Genomic DNA, 15,646 nt, shown 5'->3' with positions numbered 1-15,646 from the left:
TTTCTACCAGTTCAGCTTGGCTCAACTGCTCGATTTCGGTTTTTTTCGGCTCTCTGGTTGCTGGGGGCTTTTTCATTGGTTTATTTTACCAGCTTTTGTCACCGAAGTTTTTTTGACCTGAATCCTTACATTGTAATTTATTCCAATTTTCCCTTTCATCTCGAAGATTGGTCTCCTCTATCTGTGAATAAAGGTATTGGCGGAAGTGAAGAAGCGATTATTTACTTAAGTCAAGAATTAGTTAAATTAGGCTACCAGGTTACTGTTTTTAATCGCTGCGGTGATATGGAAGGGGAATATAAGGGAGTAGTTTATCAGTCAGTTGATAAATTCAATACCGAAGATAACTTTAATGTCTTAATCTTTCATCGTGTTTGGACACAACCTATGTGTATGAAAGTGAAAGCCCGAAAAACTGCTGTCTGGATGCACGATAACCCGCAATTATTTCCTCCTGTAGAAGAGTCTACGCGATTGGAATTTCTGGCAAGTTTTGACAAACTTTTTATGTTGTCAAATTTTCATAAATCTCTGCTGCCAGACTGGATTCCTGAAGACAAGATTTTTTTAACAACCAATGGGATTAATCTCGAAGATTTCAATTTAACAGGAATTGCTAGAAATCCCAAAAGGCTAATTTCGATTAGTGATTATGCAAGAGGTATTGAAAATTTACTGACTCAATGGGATCAAGTTCTCAAAGAAGTGCCCGATGTTGAATTACATATTTTTTATGGTTGGCAAGGAATTGATGCTTTAATTAATTCACCTTATATTGAGAAATTTCCATACTTACCAGATAAAAAGCAAAAACTTTTACAACTTTTCGAGCAAAAAAATGTCTATGAACATGGCAGGATTGGACACAAGGAGTTAGTGGAAGAATTATTCCAATCAGGGATCTGGGTTTATCCTTGTCATACTGCGATAGAAATTTTCTGTATTAGTGCTTGGAAAGCACAAGCCGCTGGTTGTGTTCCTGTGGTGACAACTTATGCAGGTTTAGATGAAACTGTGAAATCAGGTATAAGAATTAAGGGGCCTGCTGGGGATGAGGAAACTAATAATGCTTTTATTGCAGCAGTGATAGACTTGCTAAAAAATCCTGAGAAACAAGAATCTTTAAGGCAGGAAGCATTAGCTCTTAAAGATTCATTTGGCTGGGATAAAGTCGCTCAACAATGGCATGAGGAGTTTATATCCGCTGGCTGAAATTAAGTAGCAAATAATGAATCAACTACCCGCATTTTGAATGTGGTTCAGGGTTCAGGTGATTAAGCAGACGTACCATACAACCGCTATCTTTAAGCCATCAAGATAGTAAAAATGTCCTGCTTATTTACCATTTTTTTGACGAAATGGATCGAAACCAGCCACTTCTGCCAGCGTATAAAGCGGGCGACCTTTCACCTCCTCATAAATCCGCCCTATATACTGGCCCAAAATTCCAATACTCACCAACTGCACCGCACCCAAAAAGAAAACCGCCATAATCACAATTGTCAAACCAGTTAATGCCGAACCCGCAGAGAAAAGACGCCAATACAAAACCAAGAAAGCCATCAAAACAGACACGAAAGCCGAAAATAAACCCAAATAAATCGACAGTTGCAGAGGAACTTTTGAAAAAGACACTAAACCGTTCATCGCCAAAGCAAAAGATTTACTGAAGGTATACTTAACTTCGCCAGCAAAACGCGGATCACGTTCAAACTTAACCGCTGTTTGTTTAAAACCAATCCAAGCGCGCAATCCCCGAATGTAACGATTGCGTTCTGGCATGGCGTTGAGTACATCCACTACGCACCTATCCATCAAACAAAAATCTCCGGTATCTATGGGAATATCAACATCAGCAAGATTCCGCAAAATGCGATAATACATATAAGCCGGCAACCGCTTAAACCAACCTTCTTGACGCCGTTGAGTGCGTTGAGCGTAAACAACTTGATAGCCCTGCCGCCACTGTTCTACCATATCTATAATTAGCTCTGGCGGGTCTTGCAAATCGCCGTCCATGATGACTACAACTTGACCTCTAGAAAAGTTCAAACCAGCAGTTACAGCTATTTGATGGCCGAAATTGCGAGCAAAACTGAGGTAACAAATTCGTGAGTCTTTTTCGTGCAATTCTCGCAAAAGTTCGAGAGAGCGATCGCGACTGCCATCATTGATTAAAATTAATTCTACTGGGCCGTCCATTCGATCCATCACCGCACTAATTCGCCGATACAATTCAGCGAGATTTTCTTCTTCGTTATAGATAGGAATTACCAAGGAATACTTAGGTGTATCGTTCATTGCAGTTTCTGTTTCAAAATCGGCTTTCCAACCGTTAAATCAAAAGTTTCTTTTTCCAAAAACACCCTGGCTGCTTCACCAGAGAGGTTCGGCAGGTAATTTCGCTCTTTGAGCCAGACAACAGCAGCCCACCAAATAGTCGCGTACCAACACTTATCTATTTTCTTAAATACGAAAAATAAAAGATACCATAAGACTGACACACGCCCAGCGAAAACATCTGTTATCATAGATGTTTAGTCAGACTATAAAAATTACAATCATAACCCATCGATTCAAAATTGCATGACAAATTCTAATTATCTTTGGCAAGCAAATCAAGACTTAAGCGAAGCTTGTCTGCAACATCCCTTTGTCAAAGGCATTGCTCACGGCAGCCTCCCCCAAAATAGTTTTGCATATTACGTTGCACAAGACGCATTTTTTCTGGGAGCCTTCGCTCGCGCTTATAGTATCGCTGCGGCAAAAGCACCCGACTGGGGGGGGTTTGAAATTCTCCACAATCTCGGTAGTGGCGTTTTAGAAGAACTTCGTTTGCATCAAGGATATGCAGCCAAATGGGGGGTAAACTTACAAGAGGCAAAACCGGGAATCGCTACCCGCCGCTACACAGATTTTTTATTAGCGACAGCCTGGGGGAGTGGTGTAGGTTTGACAGTAGCCGCCATGACTCCTTGCTTGCGGTTGTATGCTTTTTTGGGACAGCAGCTAGCTACAGGTAATATACCGGAACACGCCTTTAGCGACTGGATTTCCACCTATAGCAGCCCGGATTTTGAGATTTTAGCAAAACGCCTGGAAGGTTTGGTCGATCGCTACGCAGATGCTGGGCCAGAAGTAGAAGCAACCTATCGCTACGCTATGCTATGCGAAAGAGACTTTTTTCAAGCAGCTTGGGAAATAGAGTAAATTAAGTTTGTGCAAAAATGGAAAACTATCTTAAGCTACCTACACGCAGTAAATTTAACAGCCATATACAGCAGGAATGTAGCAAATAATGTCATAACAGCATATCAAAAACAAGGCTGATTACTCAACACTAAACCGAGTGCCATTGAAAGCTACACAATGCCGTAAACGTAGCGATGAACCGATTGCAGAGCACCGGAATTGCTCAGTAGCGCTAAAGAGCAAAAACCGAAATAGCTGACTGTAATGCTTAGCCTTTTTCGCAAATTCCCGAAATAGCCACAGCCCTAAATCATCGCAACTTTACTAACAGCTTGCAACCAGAAATAATGCAATCAAAAATGCCCCACAATTAATGAGCCGTGCTAATCCCACTTGCATTCCCAGAGTCGTAAAGTCGCGCATGAGCAAAGTAAACAGCGGATAAAAAGCGACAGAATGCTGGTGTCCATCATCTGCATAGCTGTAGCCTAAATTAGCTATTTCGAGGTACCATTTACCGTCCCAATGCGAAAACAGTGCCCAGCCACTTTTGAGGAGTCAGCCACTTACAAAATCTAGAGGTGGCCGACTCCCATACAGGGGTAGTTTCTTGCAAACTAAAGGAGCAATTACCTGCATCCCGATCGCCATTATCGATCGGCTCAGAAACCACATAGCAATTACAAAAATTAACCCGTCCCGGCTTAACGTCCGAGTTTATTGGGAATCCCTTCGCAGCCGCCGGGAATAGTCTCTCTCGACTTCGAGCCACACCAAGCGCAGCAGTAATAGCGCTGCTCATCCGACAGCCGCTTGACAGCGGTGAAATCAGCGCGTTCAACCACAGCGCCGGTATGTTCGCCCGTTTGATAGTTGGGAAATTCGGTACGGCTGCGGGGGGATGCAGTTTCTGCCGACCCGTAGAATAATGCGGCGGCTCTCATGTCGGCGCGAGCGAGATTGGCGTCATACAAGACAGCGCGCGAGAGATTGGCTTTCACTAAATCGCACTTGCTGAGATTGGCGCGGACGAGGTTGGCTTCGCTCAAATCCGTCCACCGCAAATCAGTGCCAGCCAGGTCAGCACCCGCTAACATGACATTGAGATCGATAACGCGGATACCGTGATCCCTATCTTCAGCGTAGCCGCCGTCACCGTCAAGGATGGGACGGCCTAAAAGCCGATCGCGCTTCAGCGGAGTAACCAATCTCGACTGCGACAAAAACCGCAGAATTTTAGCTTTACCTTCAGCATCTACACTGCTCATAATCGCAGCGGTACGGCCTTCTGCGATCGCCCTTTCCTGCGGCCAATCTTCCAAAAACCCTTGTTCGTCAAGGGCTAAGTCCGAAACCCCTTGAAAATAAGCATCGATCGTTTGCTGCTGCGTAATTCGATTTTGCTGAATAGTCAAATCTTTGGATATCACATACTGCCGCCAAGCCACGTAAACGCCTAAAATTGCGATCAAAATTTGGCCTAAAGCGCCGATCAACTCGCCGAGAGCCCCGATTGCCTCCCAGTTGATTTGGATGTTGCGGCTTCCCGGTTCAGTATTAGTACCGCTGAGCATCAGCAAACCAACAATCCCAGCTAAAAGCCCGAAGCAGGCGACGATCAGCGTGCGCCAAGTCGGCGGAATTACCTGCGCCCAGATTTTGCCCCAACTCGGCCACATCAGCCGCAGCGATATGCCGATCGCACCCACGGCGCCAATTAAGCCCAGCCAAATATTGTCATTGGCCAGCCCAAAAATCATCGCTGCGATCAACCCCAGCGTCAGCACTGACCCCGATTTCTCAGGAGTCGTTTGTTCCTGGTGTGGCTGCAATAACACCTTGCGGGTTGGAGGCGGCTGCTGCGGTTTTTCCGGTTCAGCAGTAGCGACGATTATCCCTGATTCTGGTGGCACATTAGGGTTCGCACCGTTCTGACTTTCTACAGTCACGTTAGATTCAGGGCGATTGGGTTGAGAAGAGTTTGGTTCTGGTGTCATGCGTTGAGGCAAATTCTAACTGTGGCTGGTCAATAAAACGATTTTAACCAACCAAGCATGATTCTAGATAATATTACAATATAAATCTCCACTAATTACACTCAAACAGGTAACATACTATGGCCCTGGTACTCCCCAATCTGCAAGAAAAACAAATGGGTCAAGTAATCACTACAATCACCCTCACGAATCGCATCGATCGAGTTATGGCTGAACGAGGATTTATTGCTGCTGAGGAAGTCCGCTCTGTTATCCTCGATAACGTTGTTGTCGATACCGGAGCAACTCTGCTTTCCTTGCCAGCTCGCATTATTAGCCAGTTAGGCTTAATACAAGTAGGAGAAAGAGATGTAGAAACATCAGCCGGCATAAAAAAGGGTCGAATTTTTGCCGACGCTCAAATTATTGTAGAGGGGAGAGAAGGCAGATTTGATTGTTTAGAATTGCCCGAAGGCATTTCTGCTGTTTTGTTGGGCGTGATTCCCATGGAAGAACTAGGCTTAGAACCAGATTTGAAAAATCGACAGTTGCGAGTATTGCCGATGAACAATCAGCAAACATATCTGATGGGTTAGTTGAGAGGCGTTTACCGTAGCACAAACCTCTCACCTGTGATTCCTAGAATGTCCAGTCAATTACCCGCCATCAAAAATATTGGTAGTGAGGACCAAACTCCTCATAAAAATTTGATAAATTTATTCCTAATTGCCAATAAAATTTCTTTATTTTTGAGAGGTTAGATATTATTAAGTTTTGTAAAAAATGCCTACCCAAAAAAAATGTTTTTAGGTAGTTCTAAGACTTTTACCCAATATCTAGCGAGCCGAATAAGCCTTAATCAAATACACGCTAACCGTCCCAAATATCAAAAAAAACTAACCCTAAAAGTAACTCGATACTAAACCTTTGAGCATTGCCCAAAGCGACAAGAATTTGCTGTCGCACCACAAACGCCAACAGCCAGCAAATCTCCGCCTTCAGCCAAACCAAAAGACCTCGCCCCAACAGATATTGCCGACGAGCGTTCTCAGAAGTAATCGGTACCGGATAATTAAAAGTATGTGGATAGCGCGATACCGCAGTTAAAAGCGCAAAAATAATCGCAGCCACCACCGGCATGATCCAAACCGTCACCTTGTCGCCCCAAGCATCAGCCAGCCCCCCCCAAACCGAAATGAATCGGAATTCGATCGGGCAAAACGGCCCAAAACTTGACAATGAGCAAAACACCCAGCAAAAGCGCGATCGCACCTAAAAGCTCTACCGCCACTAAAACAGGCGAAAGCCCCAGAGAAATAACCGGCCGTTGGTTTGGTGCGTTTCCAGTCATGGCTACTGAAAATTAGATTAATATTGAAAATAATAGTATTGGTTCCAATTCCATTCCCCAACAGCTTTCGTTGGGGGTTTCCAAACATCCCGCGAGGTTCTATGACGGCTCAGGTCTTGATTGAAAAGAAAAAGTTAGAAAAACCGCCCCTAACAATACACACATTAGGCGATCGCGTCCTGCGGCAGCCAGCCAAGCGCGTCAAAAGCGTCGATGCAGAAATTCGGCAGCTAGTCCGAGAAATGCTGCAAACCATGTACAGTGCCGACGGTATCGGTTTGGCTGCCCCCCAAGTCGGAGTCCACAAACAAGTAATCGTCCTCGACTGTGACCCGGAAAATCCCGCTACACCCCCAATCGTTTTGATCAATCCCACCATCAAAAGTAGCAGTGGCGATATCTGCATCTTGCAAGAAGGGTGTTTGAGCATTCCGGGAGTTTATTTAGAAGTCAAACGCCCAGAAGTCATTGAAGTCTCCTACCGCGACGAATACGGCCGCCCACAAACCCTGATAGCAACAGAGTTACTGTCAAGGGCAATTCAGCACGAAATGGATCACCTCAACGGAGTGCTGTTTGTAGACAGAGTAGAAAACAAGCTGGCACTAAATGAAGCATTAGTCAAGCATAAATTTTCTCCAAAGGCAGTAAAATCAGTATGATGGCAGGAACTCCGAAAAGTGGTTTACTCTTAGCTCTTTCGTGCATCACTGCGATCGCGGCAGTCGGCTCCATCTTTGAGCTGTCATCGGGAGAAGCTCAACTTGGCAATTTAGTCACCGGCATCATTCTAGCCCTGAGCGTACCGCTAACTGGCATATTTTTCTATGCAGCCGTTCAGGATGCCAGGGCCAATCTATAAGAGTTATTAGTCATTAGTCATTAGTCAGCAGTTATTAGTAATTAGTATTTAGTAATTAGTAATTAGTCAGCAGCTAACAACCAATAACTGTGGAATAAAGACTGCTCAAAAATAACATCAGGTAACAGCTTGCGAGTTCATGACCAATGACTAATGACTAATGACTAATGACTCATAACTCATGACTAATGAAATCGGATTTCTGCGACAAGTGCCAGCCAAAGACGCTGTGGGAACCCCAGTATCCAAGTACCAACTTTCTGAAGATGGGGAATTGGTCATCGGACGCGATCGCAATTGTCAAATAACTTTAGAGTCGATCGTCCACGGCATGGTTTCCCGCCGCCACGCCGCAGTCCGTCCCCTAACTCAGGGTACTTTGACGAGATGGGAAATTTGCGACCTCAACAGCGCTAATGGAACTTATATCAACGGAAAAAAGCTCTCTGGCTGCCAAACTTTAGAAACAGGCGATCGCATCAGTCTCGGCCTTGACGGCCCTGAATTTATATTTGAATCTCCCATAACCCCTTACCAAAATCAACCAGGATTAAGAGCACCACAAACGGGCAATTTTGCTGGTAGCGAAAAAGATGCTCTCACTTTAACTCAATTATTCCCGATCGCCTCCACTGGCAAACAATTAAGCCAAAAAGCTTACTTATATCCAGGTATCGCCACAGTTATTGTTGTCGTGTCGATGTTTGTCGCCGTGGGAAATTCCGCAGCATTCAACTTGCTGCTGTCAGCTTACCTCGCCGGTGCGGCTTACTACTTTATCTATCAACTGTGCGGCAAACACAAGCCTTGGTGGGTATTGCTTGGTTCGGCTTTAGCTACAGTCCTGATTCTGAGCAGCCCCTTATTAATTGGATTTATATTCGTATTTAGAGAAATTTTGCCCGGTCGCCTGCCAATCGAAGGCGAAACAATCAGTTTTTTGCCTTTTTTGAGCAGAATGTTTTTCGGGGCGGGTCTAATGGAAGAATTGCTGAAAGCCCTGCCCGTTTTGGGAGCGATGTTGCTGGGAAATTGGCTGAAAAATCCCTGGCGCGATCGCATCGGCGTTTGGGAACCTTTAGACGGAATTCTGTTAGGAAGTGCCTCAGCAGTCGGCTTTACACTGTTAGAAACTCTGGGACAGTACGTTCCCAATGTCATCCAAAATGTCACCCTGCAAGCAGGGCCGGACGCTGGACAATTAGTAGGATTGCAGTTGCTAATTCCCCGCATTTTGGGTTCCGCCGCCGGACACATGGCTTACAGCGGCTATTTGGGATATTTTATCGGTTTGAGCGCCCTCAAACCCAGGAAGCGCTGGCAAATTTTGGGCGTAGGTTATTTCAGTGCTTCCGCACTTCACGCTTTGTGGAATGCGTCGGGAGCCGTCAGCGTACTTTTGCTTGCCTTGGTGGGAGTTTTGTCCTATACCTTTTTGGTAGCTGCGATTTTGAAAGCCAGAGCTCTGTCTCCGAATCGAGAGCAAAATTTTGCAACTCGAATATTCTTTGAAAGGTGACTTCTGACTGGTTAATTGTTGAGGTGCGATCGCACCTCAAGCTGCCATTTTTTTCTTTTGTTTTAACCAGCTTAAACCTGCCAATGCTAAAGCTGTCCCCCCAGCAGTGAGAGGTTCGGGAACAGGTTCGGGTTCGGTATTCACTAAAGTGTAAGAAACCTCGGCATTGGGGGAGATATATCTAGAGTATATAACATAGCTGTCGGTGACGATCGATCCATCGTCTATATATGATTGATAGTTCACCTGTCTGTGTACTACCTCCCTACTCCACGAGCCAGAGGTAACTCCGATAGACCAATATGCGCTGCCCTCAACCCTCAAGAAAAAAGGCCCTCCTGGTTCGTCTGGAGGACTGATATAGTCTCTTATCGCACCGTCGCCGCCGCTGGCTTGCACTCCGAGAAACTGCCCTTCACGAAATACAGCTCGAACCCCTGCCAAATTATCATATTCTTTTGTGCTTCCCAACTCGGGAAAAGTAAAACCGTACATTCTTCCCTCGGAAACTGTCCCCTCGGAAATTCCTTCAATGTCTATTCCTGTAAGCAAGGAGTTATCCACCTTTAAAAAACCGCTACCTTGACCGTCAAAATTGATATTGTAGGTGAGTACGGCGGCTTGTGCTTTGTCTACTCCTACCAATGACACGGCAGAAAACAAACTTAAAATTGTGCTAGCGATCCCACTTCCTAATCTGTGCCTTTGTTTGTGACTCATTGTTTTTTATTAAGCTTTACGTAAGTGTAATTTATTTGAGTCAGCGATCGCCCGTAATTATCCCCATTCTTAAAGTAAATTTTTTTGAAGTCAAAGATTGCCGAATGTAAATAACCGAACTAATACGGATGCGTCACCTATTGTATTTGTATAATTTATGACTTTCACTATGACTTTTGAACACAAACTAGAAAAATGTTTTATCGTAATCGCCAAATATTCCGACGGGTTTGTGTTGTGGCGATGCAGCAGGCGATCGTCCCGCTCCCATTGCACATTTAATAATCTTTGTCAATACAAAATTTCCAGACCTTTTGTCCCAGTATTCTCTCCTTGTGTATGATTCGCTTCTGCTTAATTGCCTGATGCGATAATCGCAACTGAACTTAGAAATTCTTCACAAATAGTTTGACTGTGGTACTATCTGGATGGCTGTGAGTAGCTGAGGGAAGCCAAGGGGCTTGATTCCTGTGGTGGTGGAGGAGAATCCAGGAGTGCTAGATAGGATGTCATTGGGATACGCAAACGTTTTCGCCCAGCGAAGTCAACCCGAACCCCTCCGCATTGGGGTGATTGGGGTTGGCAATATGGGCCAGCATCACACGCGAGTTCTGAGCTTGCTAAAAGATATCGAACTCGTGGGTGTTGCAGACATAAATGTAGAGCGGGGAATAGATGTAGCAAGCAAATACCGGGTTCGCTTCTTTGAAGACTACCGAGATTTGCTCGCCCACGTAGATGCAGTTTGCGTCGCCGTTCCAACTCGCCTGCATCACCCTGTGGGGATGTCTTGTCTCCAAGCGGGTGTTCACGTTTTAATTGAAAAGCCGATCGCGGCTAGCATTGCCGAAGCCGAATCTTTGGTCAACGCGGCTGCTGAGGCCCACCGGATTTTACAAGTGGGTCACATCGAGCGCTTCAATCCAGCTTTTCAGGAACTCGGCAAAGTGCTGAAAACTGAAGAGTTACTGGCATTGGAAGCTCACCGGATGAGTCCCTATTCCCAGCGGGCTAACGACGTATCGGTAGTTTTGGATTTAATGATCCACGACATCGACTTGCTTTTGGAATTGGCAGATTCCCAAGTGGTGAAGCTGACAGCCAGTGGCAGCAGAGCCTCAGATTCAGGTTATTTAGACTACGTGACAGCGACGTTGAACTTTGCTAACGGCATTGTCGCCACCCTGACTGCCAGTAAGGTGACGCACCGCAAACTCCGTTCAATCGTCGCTCACTGCAAGAATTCTCTGACAGAGGCAGATTTTCTCAACAACGAAATCTTGATTCACCGACAAACAACCGCCAATTACGTGACGGATTACGGTCAGGTGCTTTACCGTCAAGATGGGTTGATCGAGAAAGTTTACACCAGCAATATTGAACCGCTCCACGCAGAATTGGAGCATTTTATTAATTGCGTGCGGGGTGGAAATCAGCCTTCTGTGGGAGGAGAACAAGCTCTCAAAGCTCTGCGGCTTGCGAGTTCGATCGAGCAAATGGCTCTCGACGGTCAAGCTTGGTATCCGAAAGAGCTAGAGTCTACTTTGCAAGTTAGCTAAATCGAGACAAATCGTGTCGTTTCCGGGTGCTTTTACTTTGGGTTTGTTGTTCGTTGAAGATGGTAACTGTTCCCATGCAACCGGATTCGATGTCAGTCGATTTGAGATTGGACAATTCGGCGTGAGAAGTTCGGCGAGTGCGAGCGTCGGGTTGCCCTCAGTCGAACGATTTTAGATCTTAGATTGACAATCAAGCATCCAGGATACAAGCCCCCGGATTTATTCGTCCATAAATAAAAAAACTGTATCCGATAAAGGAGCCCCCGAATTGATCCGTGGGGTCAAGGCTAAAATCTAAAATCTAAAATCTAAAATCTAAAATCTAAAATCGATTGACTCTGCAGATGAATCTGGGGGCTTGAACTAAGGTTTAAACTTTTTTGCTCTCGACAACAGGAGTCGTGGGCAAGTATCCGTTTTTAGGTGAAGTCACGATTTATGTCAACAAAGAGCGACTATTTGACGACTGATGGTTTTGCTAACTAGCTGATTTCCTTGAGGACTCAGGTGAATGCTGTCTCGATACAAAGTTGGAAATTCGGCCGCACCATTGAAAATGGGAAGAAAATCTATGTAAGTAATTTTCTCTGTTGCTACGAGTTCGGCGAGACGCGCTCTAGCTTTGACTTCCCAGTCACGCCGAAGCGGGCCGCCGAGTTCGCCCCGCTTCGGCGTGACTGCTAGCACAAACTGGACGTTGGCGGATACAGCTATTTTCTGGATTTGGCGAATAGCTTCTAAGTTGCAGGCTACTACATCGCTGCTTGTGGCTCCGGGTGCTGCCAATTGGCGAGTCGGCACTGCAGGGAGCAGGTAGCGGCTTAATAACTCTAGCGTAGCCGATCGGGGTTTGCGATCCGGGTAAGATCGATCGCGCCCCACAACCAGAGAACAGGGAGCCGACGCAAACAAATCGTCCGTATTGAGCAGCAAAACCAAAGCCTTTGCCCCAAAAACACCGAAACGCTTGGCGTAAGCAAGTTGATTCCTCGGCCCCCAAGAATTGGCTGAGGCGTTGAGAACTTCAAAATTTGAATAGTTGACTTGTGAACCTAATTGTGTATTGTTCGCCACATTCTGTACTTGCAGTCTCAAATTCCGAGTCATAATTTCCGAGATCGTATCTGTCTGATGCGTCCACCAACCACCGTTGGCGACAGAATCTCCCAACAGCAAGACGCGCAGAGTTTCTGCAGGGGGTATCGGGGCGATCGCTCCAGTACGCATCGAATACTCGTTAATCTCAATCCGGTTGCCCAAGCGATGCACCTTCTGATTGGGCGCCAACAAATAGCCGCACTCGGCATCGGCAATATAAATCAAAGGATTACCAAAACCTAGCAGCACCCGCAGGAGCACTTCGATTGCTGCCCCCAATCCTGCGGTGACAGCCAAAATTATGAGAACAACTTCCACCACTTAACCTCGATAGAGAAGGAAAAACCCCTGCCGACACCAAGGTATAAAAAAGAATGCAACTGCAGTCAAGCTTTCATCCCTGATTGTAGTCAGTCGATTTGAGATTAAAGATTAAAGCATTGACTCGACAGATGAATCTGGGAGATCTCGCTAAAACCTGAACTTTTTTGTTTTCCAGGACTCCTGCTTACAAGCAAGTATCTGTCTTGGAGTGACGTGTGTAGGTCGCCTTTGTAAAATCTAAAATCTAAAATCTAAACTGTTATGGCTGCGGGGTTGGAGCAACTTGGCGACCCGATTAAGTCAACCGAATCGCCCCCGTGGATATAGAATTCTAGAATATACCGTCAAAATCCGCCGTCAGCCGTCAGTAAGGAACCCCACGTTTAAAAGCGGGGGCTTTCAAGACAGTCCGGCTCTGTGAGCGAGATTGAACCGAAAGCCCAAACCTTACCAGAGACAGGATCAGACCTACGTTTTTTGAGTCACGATACCGGAAAATGCGACGCTAGTTTTCCGCTCTATCGCTGAGAGTTAAACAGGCTTAAAGGGGTCAAACCAGTGCTTTCAGCCTAACAAGCTCACTAAACATTCTCGAAGCGAACATTACCCCGAAAGGGAGATTGAGGCAACCATACCTCACCGGAGAGGCAACCCGACCTCTCCAACCCCGAAAGGGGATTCAAGGCGACGGTCGTCGCAGCCGCCTTCCTCCCCATGCGTAAAGTCAGGGGCTTCCCGCTCGTTTTTTGGTGAACTTGGTGGTTTCAGGAAAATCCGTGGACTTAAAACAAATATTCAAAACGCCGAATCCCATAATCGGTGTCGTACATTTACAGCCTTTGCCAACTTCTCCCCGCTGGGGCGGAAACCTCAAAGCTATTATCGGAAGAGCCGAGCAAGAGGCTACAGCGCTGGCTTCTGGTGGCGCAAACGGTATCATAGTTGAGAACTTTTTCGACGCTCCTTTTGCCAAAGACAGCGTAGATCCGGCTGTGGTAAGTGCCATGACTCTGGTAGTTGAGAGGCTAACAAATCTCGTGACGCTGCCGATCGGCGTTAACGTGCTGCGAAACGACGCCCACAGTGCGATCGCCATCGCCTCCTGCACAGGAGCTCAATTCATCCGCGTCAACGTCCTCAACGGCATCATGGCTACAGACCAAGGCTTAATTGAAGGCCAAGCTCACCAGCTACTGCGCTACCGCCGGGAATTGGGCAGCGATGTCAAAATATTAGCAGACGTGTTAGTCAAGCACGGGCGACCCCTAGGCAGCCCCAACTTGACCACAGCCGTCCAAGAGACGATCGGGCGCGCTTTAGCCGACGCCGTAATCCTTTCCGGCTGGACAACTGGTAGCCCTCCCAATCTCGAAGACTTAGAACTCGCGAGTGCAGCAGCGGCGGGAATTCCAGTTTTCATCGGCAGTGGCGCCTCCTGGGAAAACATTTCCACCCTCATGCAGGCCGCTGACGGTGTAATCGTATCGAGTTCCCTGAAGCGAAACGGCCGCATCGAGCAGCCTATAGATCCGATCCGCGTCAGTCAGTTTGTAGAAGCCGCCCGCCGCAGCTTGTCACAGAAAGAGCCCGAACAGGAAAATAGAGATGCTAATGGCTCAAGAGGGCCAACACCGGAACCGGGCAAAGTCACAAGTAAAACGTAAAATAGGAGTTGTTGACAGTTGACAGTTGACAGTTGACAGTTGGCAGTAGTCAGTAGTCATTAGTTAACCATTAACAGTCATTAGTCAACAGTCAACAGTCAACAATTCCCAATTATCAATTACCAAATCAAAAAATGATTCGCCGACGTTCAACCCCTTGGATTCATCGCTGGTCTCGGACTGTGATGGCAGCGATCGCAGCCATAGGCGTCGTAGAAACGGCCTATCTCACGATCGCTAAATTCACCAATGGCTCGGTCATTTGTCCAACCAGTGGCTGCGACAAAGTTCTCAACAGTCCCTACGCTACAGTCTTTGGCACAGTGCCTTTAAGTTTGTTAGGCTGTCTGGCTTACCTGAGCATAGCAATCCTGGCATTGGCTCCCAAAGCTGTAAATCCCGACACCAAGAAAGGACTGCACTCTCAACTAGAAAACAGAACTTGGCAAGCGCTATTTATCATCACTGCTGCGATGGTAATTTTCAGCAGCTATTTGATTTATTTGATGGCTTTTGAAATTCAGGATCTGTGCATTTATTGCGTCACTTCTGCCTTATTTGCGCTGTCGCTGTTTGTGCTGGTGCTAGTCGGGCGCGAGTGGGAAGATATCGGACAGTTGGTGTTTACAGGCATTTTGGTGGCAATGGTGAGTTCGATCGGCGCTTTGGGACTTTATAACAGCGTCAACTCACCTCCTCCTACTGTCTCTACCCCCGGAATTGTACCCCCTGCCGTCACTACAATCTCCGGCCCGGCACAAATGGCTTTGGCCCGCCACCTCCGACAAATCGGCGCTAAAGAGTACGGCGCTTACTGGTGCCCCCACTGCCACGACCAAAAAATGCTCTTCGGCAAAGAAGCAGCCAAAATAATTGATTATTTTGAATGCGATCCCAGGGGGCAAAATTCCCGCGCTGAAATTTGCAAAGCTGCTGCTGCGAATGTTAAAGGTTTCCCGACTTGGGAGATTAATGGTCAGTTTTATGCGGGGACACAATCTTTGGAGAAACTCGCTGATTTATCGGGTTACACGGGTCCCCGCAACTTTCAAAACTAACAGGAAAGTTGGAGATTATTATAGATGACAGATTTTAGATTGAGCGGCAGGAAATATCCTGGTTTTTAACTTAGTTTATTCTTGGCTCGTGCTGCTAAATCAATCTAAAATTTTGCATCTATAATTAATAAAAAATAGTAAAAATTAGTGATAACGAAAAAAAATAAAACAAGGTGTGGGTTTCTAGTGTTTAGCTCGGTGAATAATTACTAAAAATTTTACATAAAAATGCAATAAACCGGGTTTCTGCCATTGGTGACAAGTTAAGGAAAAAGGGAAATTGTCAAGGGTAGTATTTGCATGGGTCTGGGATCGTGGGAAAC

17 protein-coding genes are annotated in these 15,646 nt (G+C 46.1%); 10 read left to right on the top strand and 7 right to left on the bottom strand.

Features of this window, described 5'->3' with window-relative positions; translation table 11 throughout:
- Positions 1 to 1,212: glycosyltransferase family 4 protein (locus QUA03_RS26230; RefSeq protein ID WP_333216284.1), on the top strand; the 1,212-nt coding region annotated here is incomplete at its 5' end.
- Between the two features lie 123 nt (positions 1,213 to 1,335).
- Here the strand turns inward: QUA03_RS26230 and QUA03_RS26225 are convergent.
- Together QUA03_RS26225 and QUA03_RS26220 are read right to left on the bottom strand one after the other, a co-directional pair.
- Entirely contained in the window at positions 1,336 to 2,301 is a 966-nt protein-coding gene (locus tag QUA03_RS26225; protein ID WP_333216282.1) for a glycosyltransferase family 2 protein, read from the bottom strand.
- On the bottom strand, positions 2,298 to 2,531 hold the full coding sequence (locus QUA03_RS26220) for a hypothetical protein (protein ID WP_333216280.1): 234 nt from the start codon (positions 2,529 to 2,531) through the stop codon (positions 2,298 to 2,300). The genes QUA03_RS26225 and QUA03_RS26220 overlap by 4 nt, the downstream gene beginning before the upstream one ends.
- Before the next feature lie 55 nt (positions 2,532 to 2,586).
- Here QUA03_RS26220 and QUA03_RS26215 point away from each other — a divergent pair, with 55 nt between their 5' ends.
- Complete coding sequence (locus QUA03_RS26215; RefSeq protein ID WP_333216278.1) at positions 2,587 to 3,210, top strand: TenA family protein; 624 nt, start codon at positions 2,587 to 2,589, stop codon at positions 3,208 to 3,210.
- Between the two features lie 686 nt (positions 3,211 to 3,896).
- On the opposite strand, the gene QUA03_RS26210 is transcribed toward QUA03_RS26215, so the two are convergent.
- Entirely contained in the window at positions 3,897 to 5,189 is a 1,293-nt protein-coding gene (locus QUA03_RS26210) for a pentapeptide repeat-containing protein (RefSeq protein ID WP_333216276.1), read from the bottom strand.
- 119 nt (positions 5,190 to 5,308) lie between these two features.
- On the opposite strand from QUA03_RS26210, the gene QUA03_RS26205 reads away from it, so the two are divergent.
- Complete coding sequence (locus QUA03_RS26205) at positions 5,309 to 5,764, top strand: aspartyl protease (protein ID WP_333216274.1); 456 nt, start codon at positions 5,309 to 5,311, stop codon at positions 5,762 to 5,764.
- Between the two features lie 274 nt (positions 5,765 to 6,038).
- Here the strand turns inward: QUA03_RS26205 and QUA03_RS26200 are convergent, their stop codons facing one another.
- Positions 6,039 to 6,323 (bottom strand): hypothetical protein, encoded by a 285-nt coding sequence (locus tag QUA03_RS26200; protein ID WP_333216272.1) that lies wholly within the window; start codon positions 6,321 to 6,323, stop codon positions 6,039 to 6,041.
- Between the two features lie 16 nt (positions 6,324 to 6,339).
- On the bottom strand, positions 6,340 to 6,519 hold the full coding sequence (locus QUA03_RS26195) for a hypothetical protein (protein WP_333216270.1): 180 nt from the start codon (positions 6,517 to 6,519) through the stop codon (positions 6,340 to 6,342).
- A gap of 101 nt (positions 6,520 to 6,620) precedes the next feature.
- On the opposite strand from QUA03_RS26195, the gene def reads away from it, so the two are divergent.
- From def to QUA03_RS26180, 3 genes are all read left to right on the top strand, one after another.
- On the top strand, positions 6,621 to 7,181 hold the full coding sequence (gene def, locus QUA03_RS26190) for a peptide deformylase (protein WP_190659061.1): 561 nt from the start codon (positions 6,621 to 6,623) through the stop codon (positions 7,179 to 7,181).
- Positions 7,181 to 7,381: a hypothetical protein gene (locus tag QUA03_RS26185; protein ID WP_199292547.1), complete on the top strand. Its 201-nt coding sequence runs from the start codon at positions 7,181 to 7,183 to the stop codon at positions 7,379 to 7,381. Before def ends, QUA03_RS26185 begins: the two co-directional genes overlap by 1 nt.
- A gap of 181 nt (positions 7,382 to 7,562) precedes the next feature.
- Positions 7,563 to 8,900, top strand: coding sequence for a PrsW family glutamic-type intramembrane protease (locus QUA03_RS26180; protein WP_333216268.1), 1,338 nt, complete (start codon positions 7,563 to 7,565; stop codon positions 8,898 to 8,900).
- Between the two features lie 36 nt (positions 8,901 to 8,936).
- Here the strand turns inward: QUA03_RS26180 and QUA03_RS26175 are convergent, their stop codons facing one another.
- Complete coding sequence (locus QUA03_RS26175) at positions 8,937 to 9,620, bottom strand: PEP-CTERM sorting domain-containing protein (RefSeq protein WP_333216266.1); 684 nt, start codon at positions 9,618 to 9,620, stop codon at positions 8,937 to 8,939.
- Between the two features lie 506 nt (positions 9,621 to 10,126).
- Between QUA03_RS26175 and QUA03_RS26170 the strand changes: the two genes are divergently transcribed.
- On the top strand, positions 10,127 to 11,179 hold the full coding sequence (locus QUA03_RS26170) for a Gfo/Idh/MocA family protein (protein ID WP_015178266.1): 1,053 nt from the start codon (positions 10,127 to 10,129) through the stop codon (positions 11,177 to 11,179).
- A gap of 13 nt (positions 11,180 to 11,192) precedes the next feature.
- Positions 11,193 to 11,354 carry a hypothetical protein gene (locus QUA03_RS26165; RefSeq protein WP_333216264.1) on the top strand — a complete coding sequence of 54 codons (162 nt, stop codon included), beginning with the start codon at positions 11,193 to 11,195 and terminating at the stop codon, positions 11,352 to 11,354.
- A gap of 266 nt (positions 11,355 to 11,620) precedes the next feature.
- Here the strand turns inward: QUA03_RS26165 and QUA03_RS26160 are convergent, their stop codons facing one another.
- Complete coding sequence (locus tag QUA03_RS26160; RefSeq protein WP_333216262.1) at positions 11,621 to 12,595, bottom strand: SGNH/GDSL hydrolase family protein; 975 nt, start codon at positions 12,593 to 12,595, stop codon at positions 11,621 to 11,623.
- 782 nt (positions 12,596 to 13,377) lie between these two features.
- Between QUA03_RS26160 and btpA the strand changes: the two genes are divergently transcribed.
- Positions 13,378 to 14,265 carry a photosystem I biogenesis protein BtpA gene (gene btpA, locus QUA03_RS26155; protein ID WP_333057464.1) on the top strand — a complete coding sequence of 296 codons (888 nt, stop codon included), beginning with the start codon at positions 13,378 to 13,380 and terminating at the stop codon, positions 14,263 to 14,265.
- A 134-nt stretch (positions 14,266 to 14,399) separates the two neighbouring features.
- Complete coding sequence (locus QUA03_RS26150; protein WP_333216260.1) at positions 14,400 to 15,323, top strand: vitamin K epoxide reductase family protein; 924 nt, start codon at positions 14,400 to 14,402, stop codon at positions 15,321 to 15,323.
- Positions 15,324 to 15,646 lie beyond the last annotated feature (323 nt).

Origin of the sequence: Microcoleus sp. S36b_A4 (assembly GCF_036700645.1) — a bacterium.
In the GTDB taxonomy this organism is placed as follows: Bacteria; Cyanobacteriota; Cyanobacteriia; order Cyanobacteriales; family Microcoleaceae; genus Microcoleus.
Note: the sequence above shows the minus strand (reverse complement) of the source record. Positions and strands in the feature narration are given on the sequence as shown.

What these genes read in the sequence shown, in the direction of transcription:
- QUA03_RS26170 (WP_015178266.1), top strand. Translation starts at nt 10,127, where the DNA reads ATGTCATTGGGATACGCAAACGTTTTCGCCCAGCGAAGTCAACCCGAA.
- QUA03_RS26150 (WP_333216260.1), top strand. Translation starts at nt 14,400, where the DNA reads ATGATTCGCCGACGTTCAACCCCTTGGATTCATCGCTGGTCTCGGACT.
- QUA03_RS26175 (WP_333216266.1), bottom strand. Translation starts at nt 9,620, where the DNA reads ATGAGTCACAAACAAAGGCACAGATTAGGAAGTGGGATCGCTAGCACA.
- QUA03_RS26185 (WP_199292547.1), top strand. Translation starts at nt 7,181, where the DNA reads ATGGCAGGAACTCCGAAAAGTGGTTTACTCTTAGCTCTTTCGTGCATC.
- QUA03_RS26225 (WP_333216282.1), bottom strand. Translation starts at nt 2,301, where the DNA reads ATGAACGATACACCTAAGTATTCCTTGGTAATTCCTATCTATAACGAA.
- QUA03_RS26195 (WP_333216270.1), bottom strand. Translation starts at nt 6,519, where the DNA reads ATGACTGGAAACGCACCAAACCAACGGCCGGTTATTTCTCTGGGGCTT.
- QUA03_RS26205 (WP_333216274.1), top strand. Translation starts at nt 5,309, where the DNA reads ATGGCCCTGGTACTCCCCAATCTGCAAGAAAAACAAATGGGTCAAGTA.
- QUA03_RS26215 (WP_333216278.1), top strand. Translation starts at nt 2,587, where the DNA reads ATGACAAATTCTAATTATCTTTGGCAAGCAAATCAAGACTTAAGCGAA.
- QUA03_RS26220 (WP_333216280.1), bottom strand. Translation starts at nt 2,531, where the DNA reads ATGATAACAGATGTTTTCGCTGGGCGTGTGTCAGTCTTATGGTATCTT.
- QUA03_RS26210 (WP_333216276.1), bottom strand. Translation starts at nt 5,189, where the DNA reads ATGACACCAGAACCAAACTCTTCTCAACCCAATCGCCCTGAATCTAAC.
- def (WP_190659061.1), top strand. Translation starts at nt 6,621, where the DNA reads ATGACGGCTCAGGTCTTGATTGAAAAGAAAAAGTTAGAAAAACCGCCC.
- QUA03_RS26180 (WP_333216268.1), top strand. Translation starts at nt 7,563, where the DNA reads ATGACTAATGAAATCGGATTTCTGCGACAAGTGCCAGCCAAAGACGCT.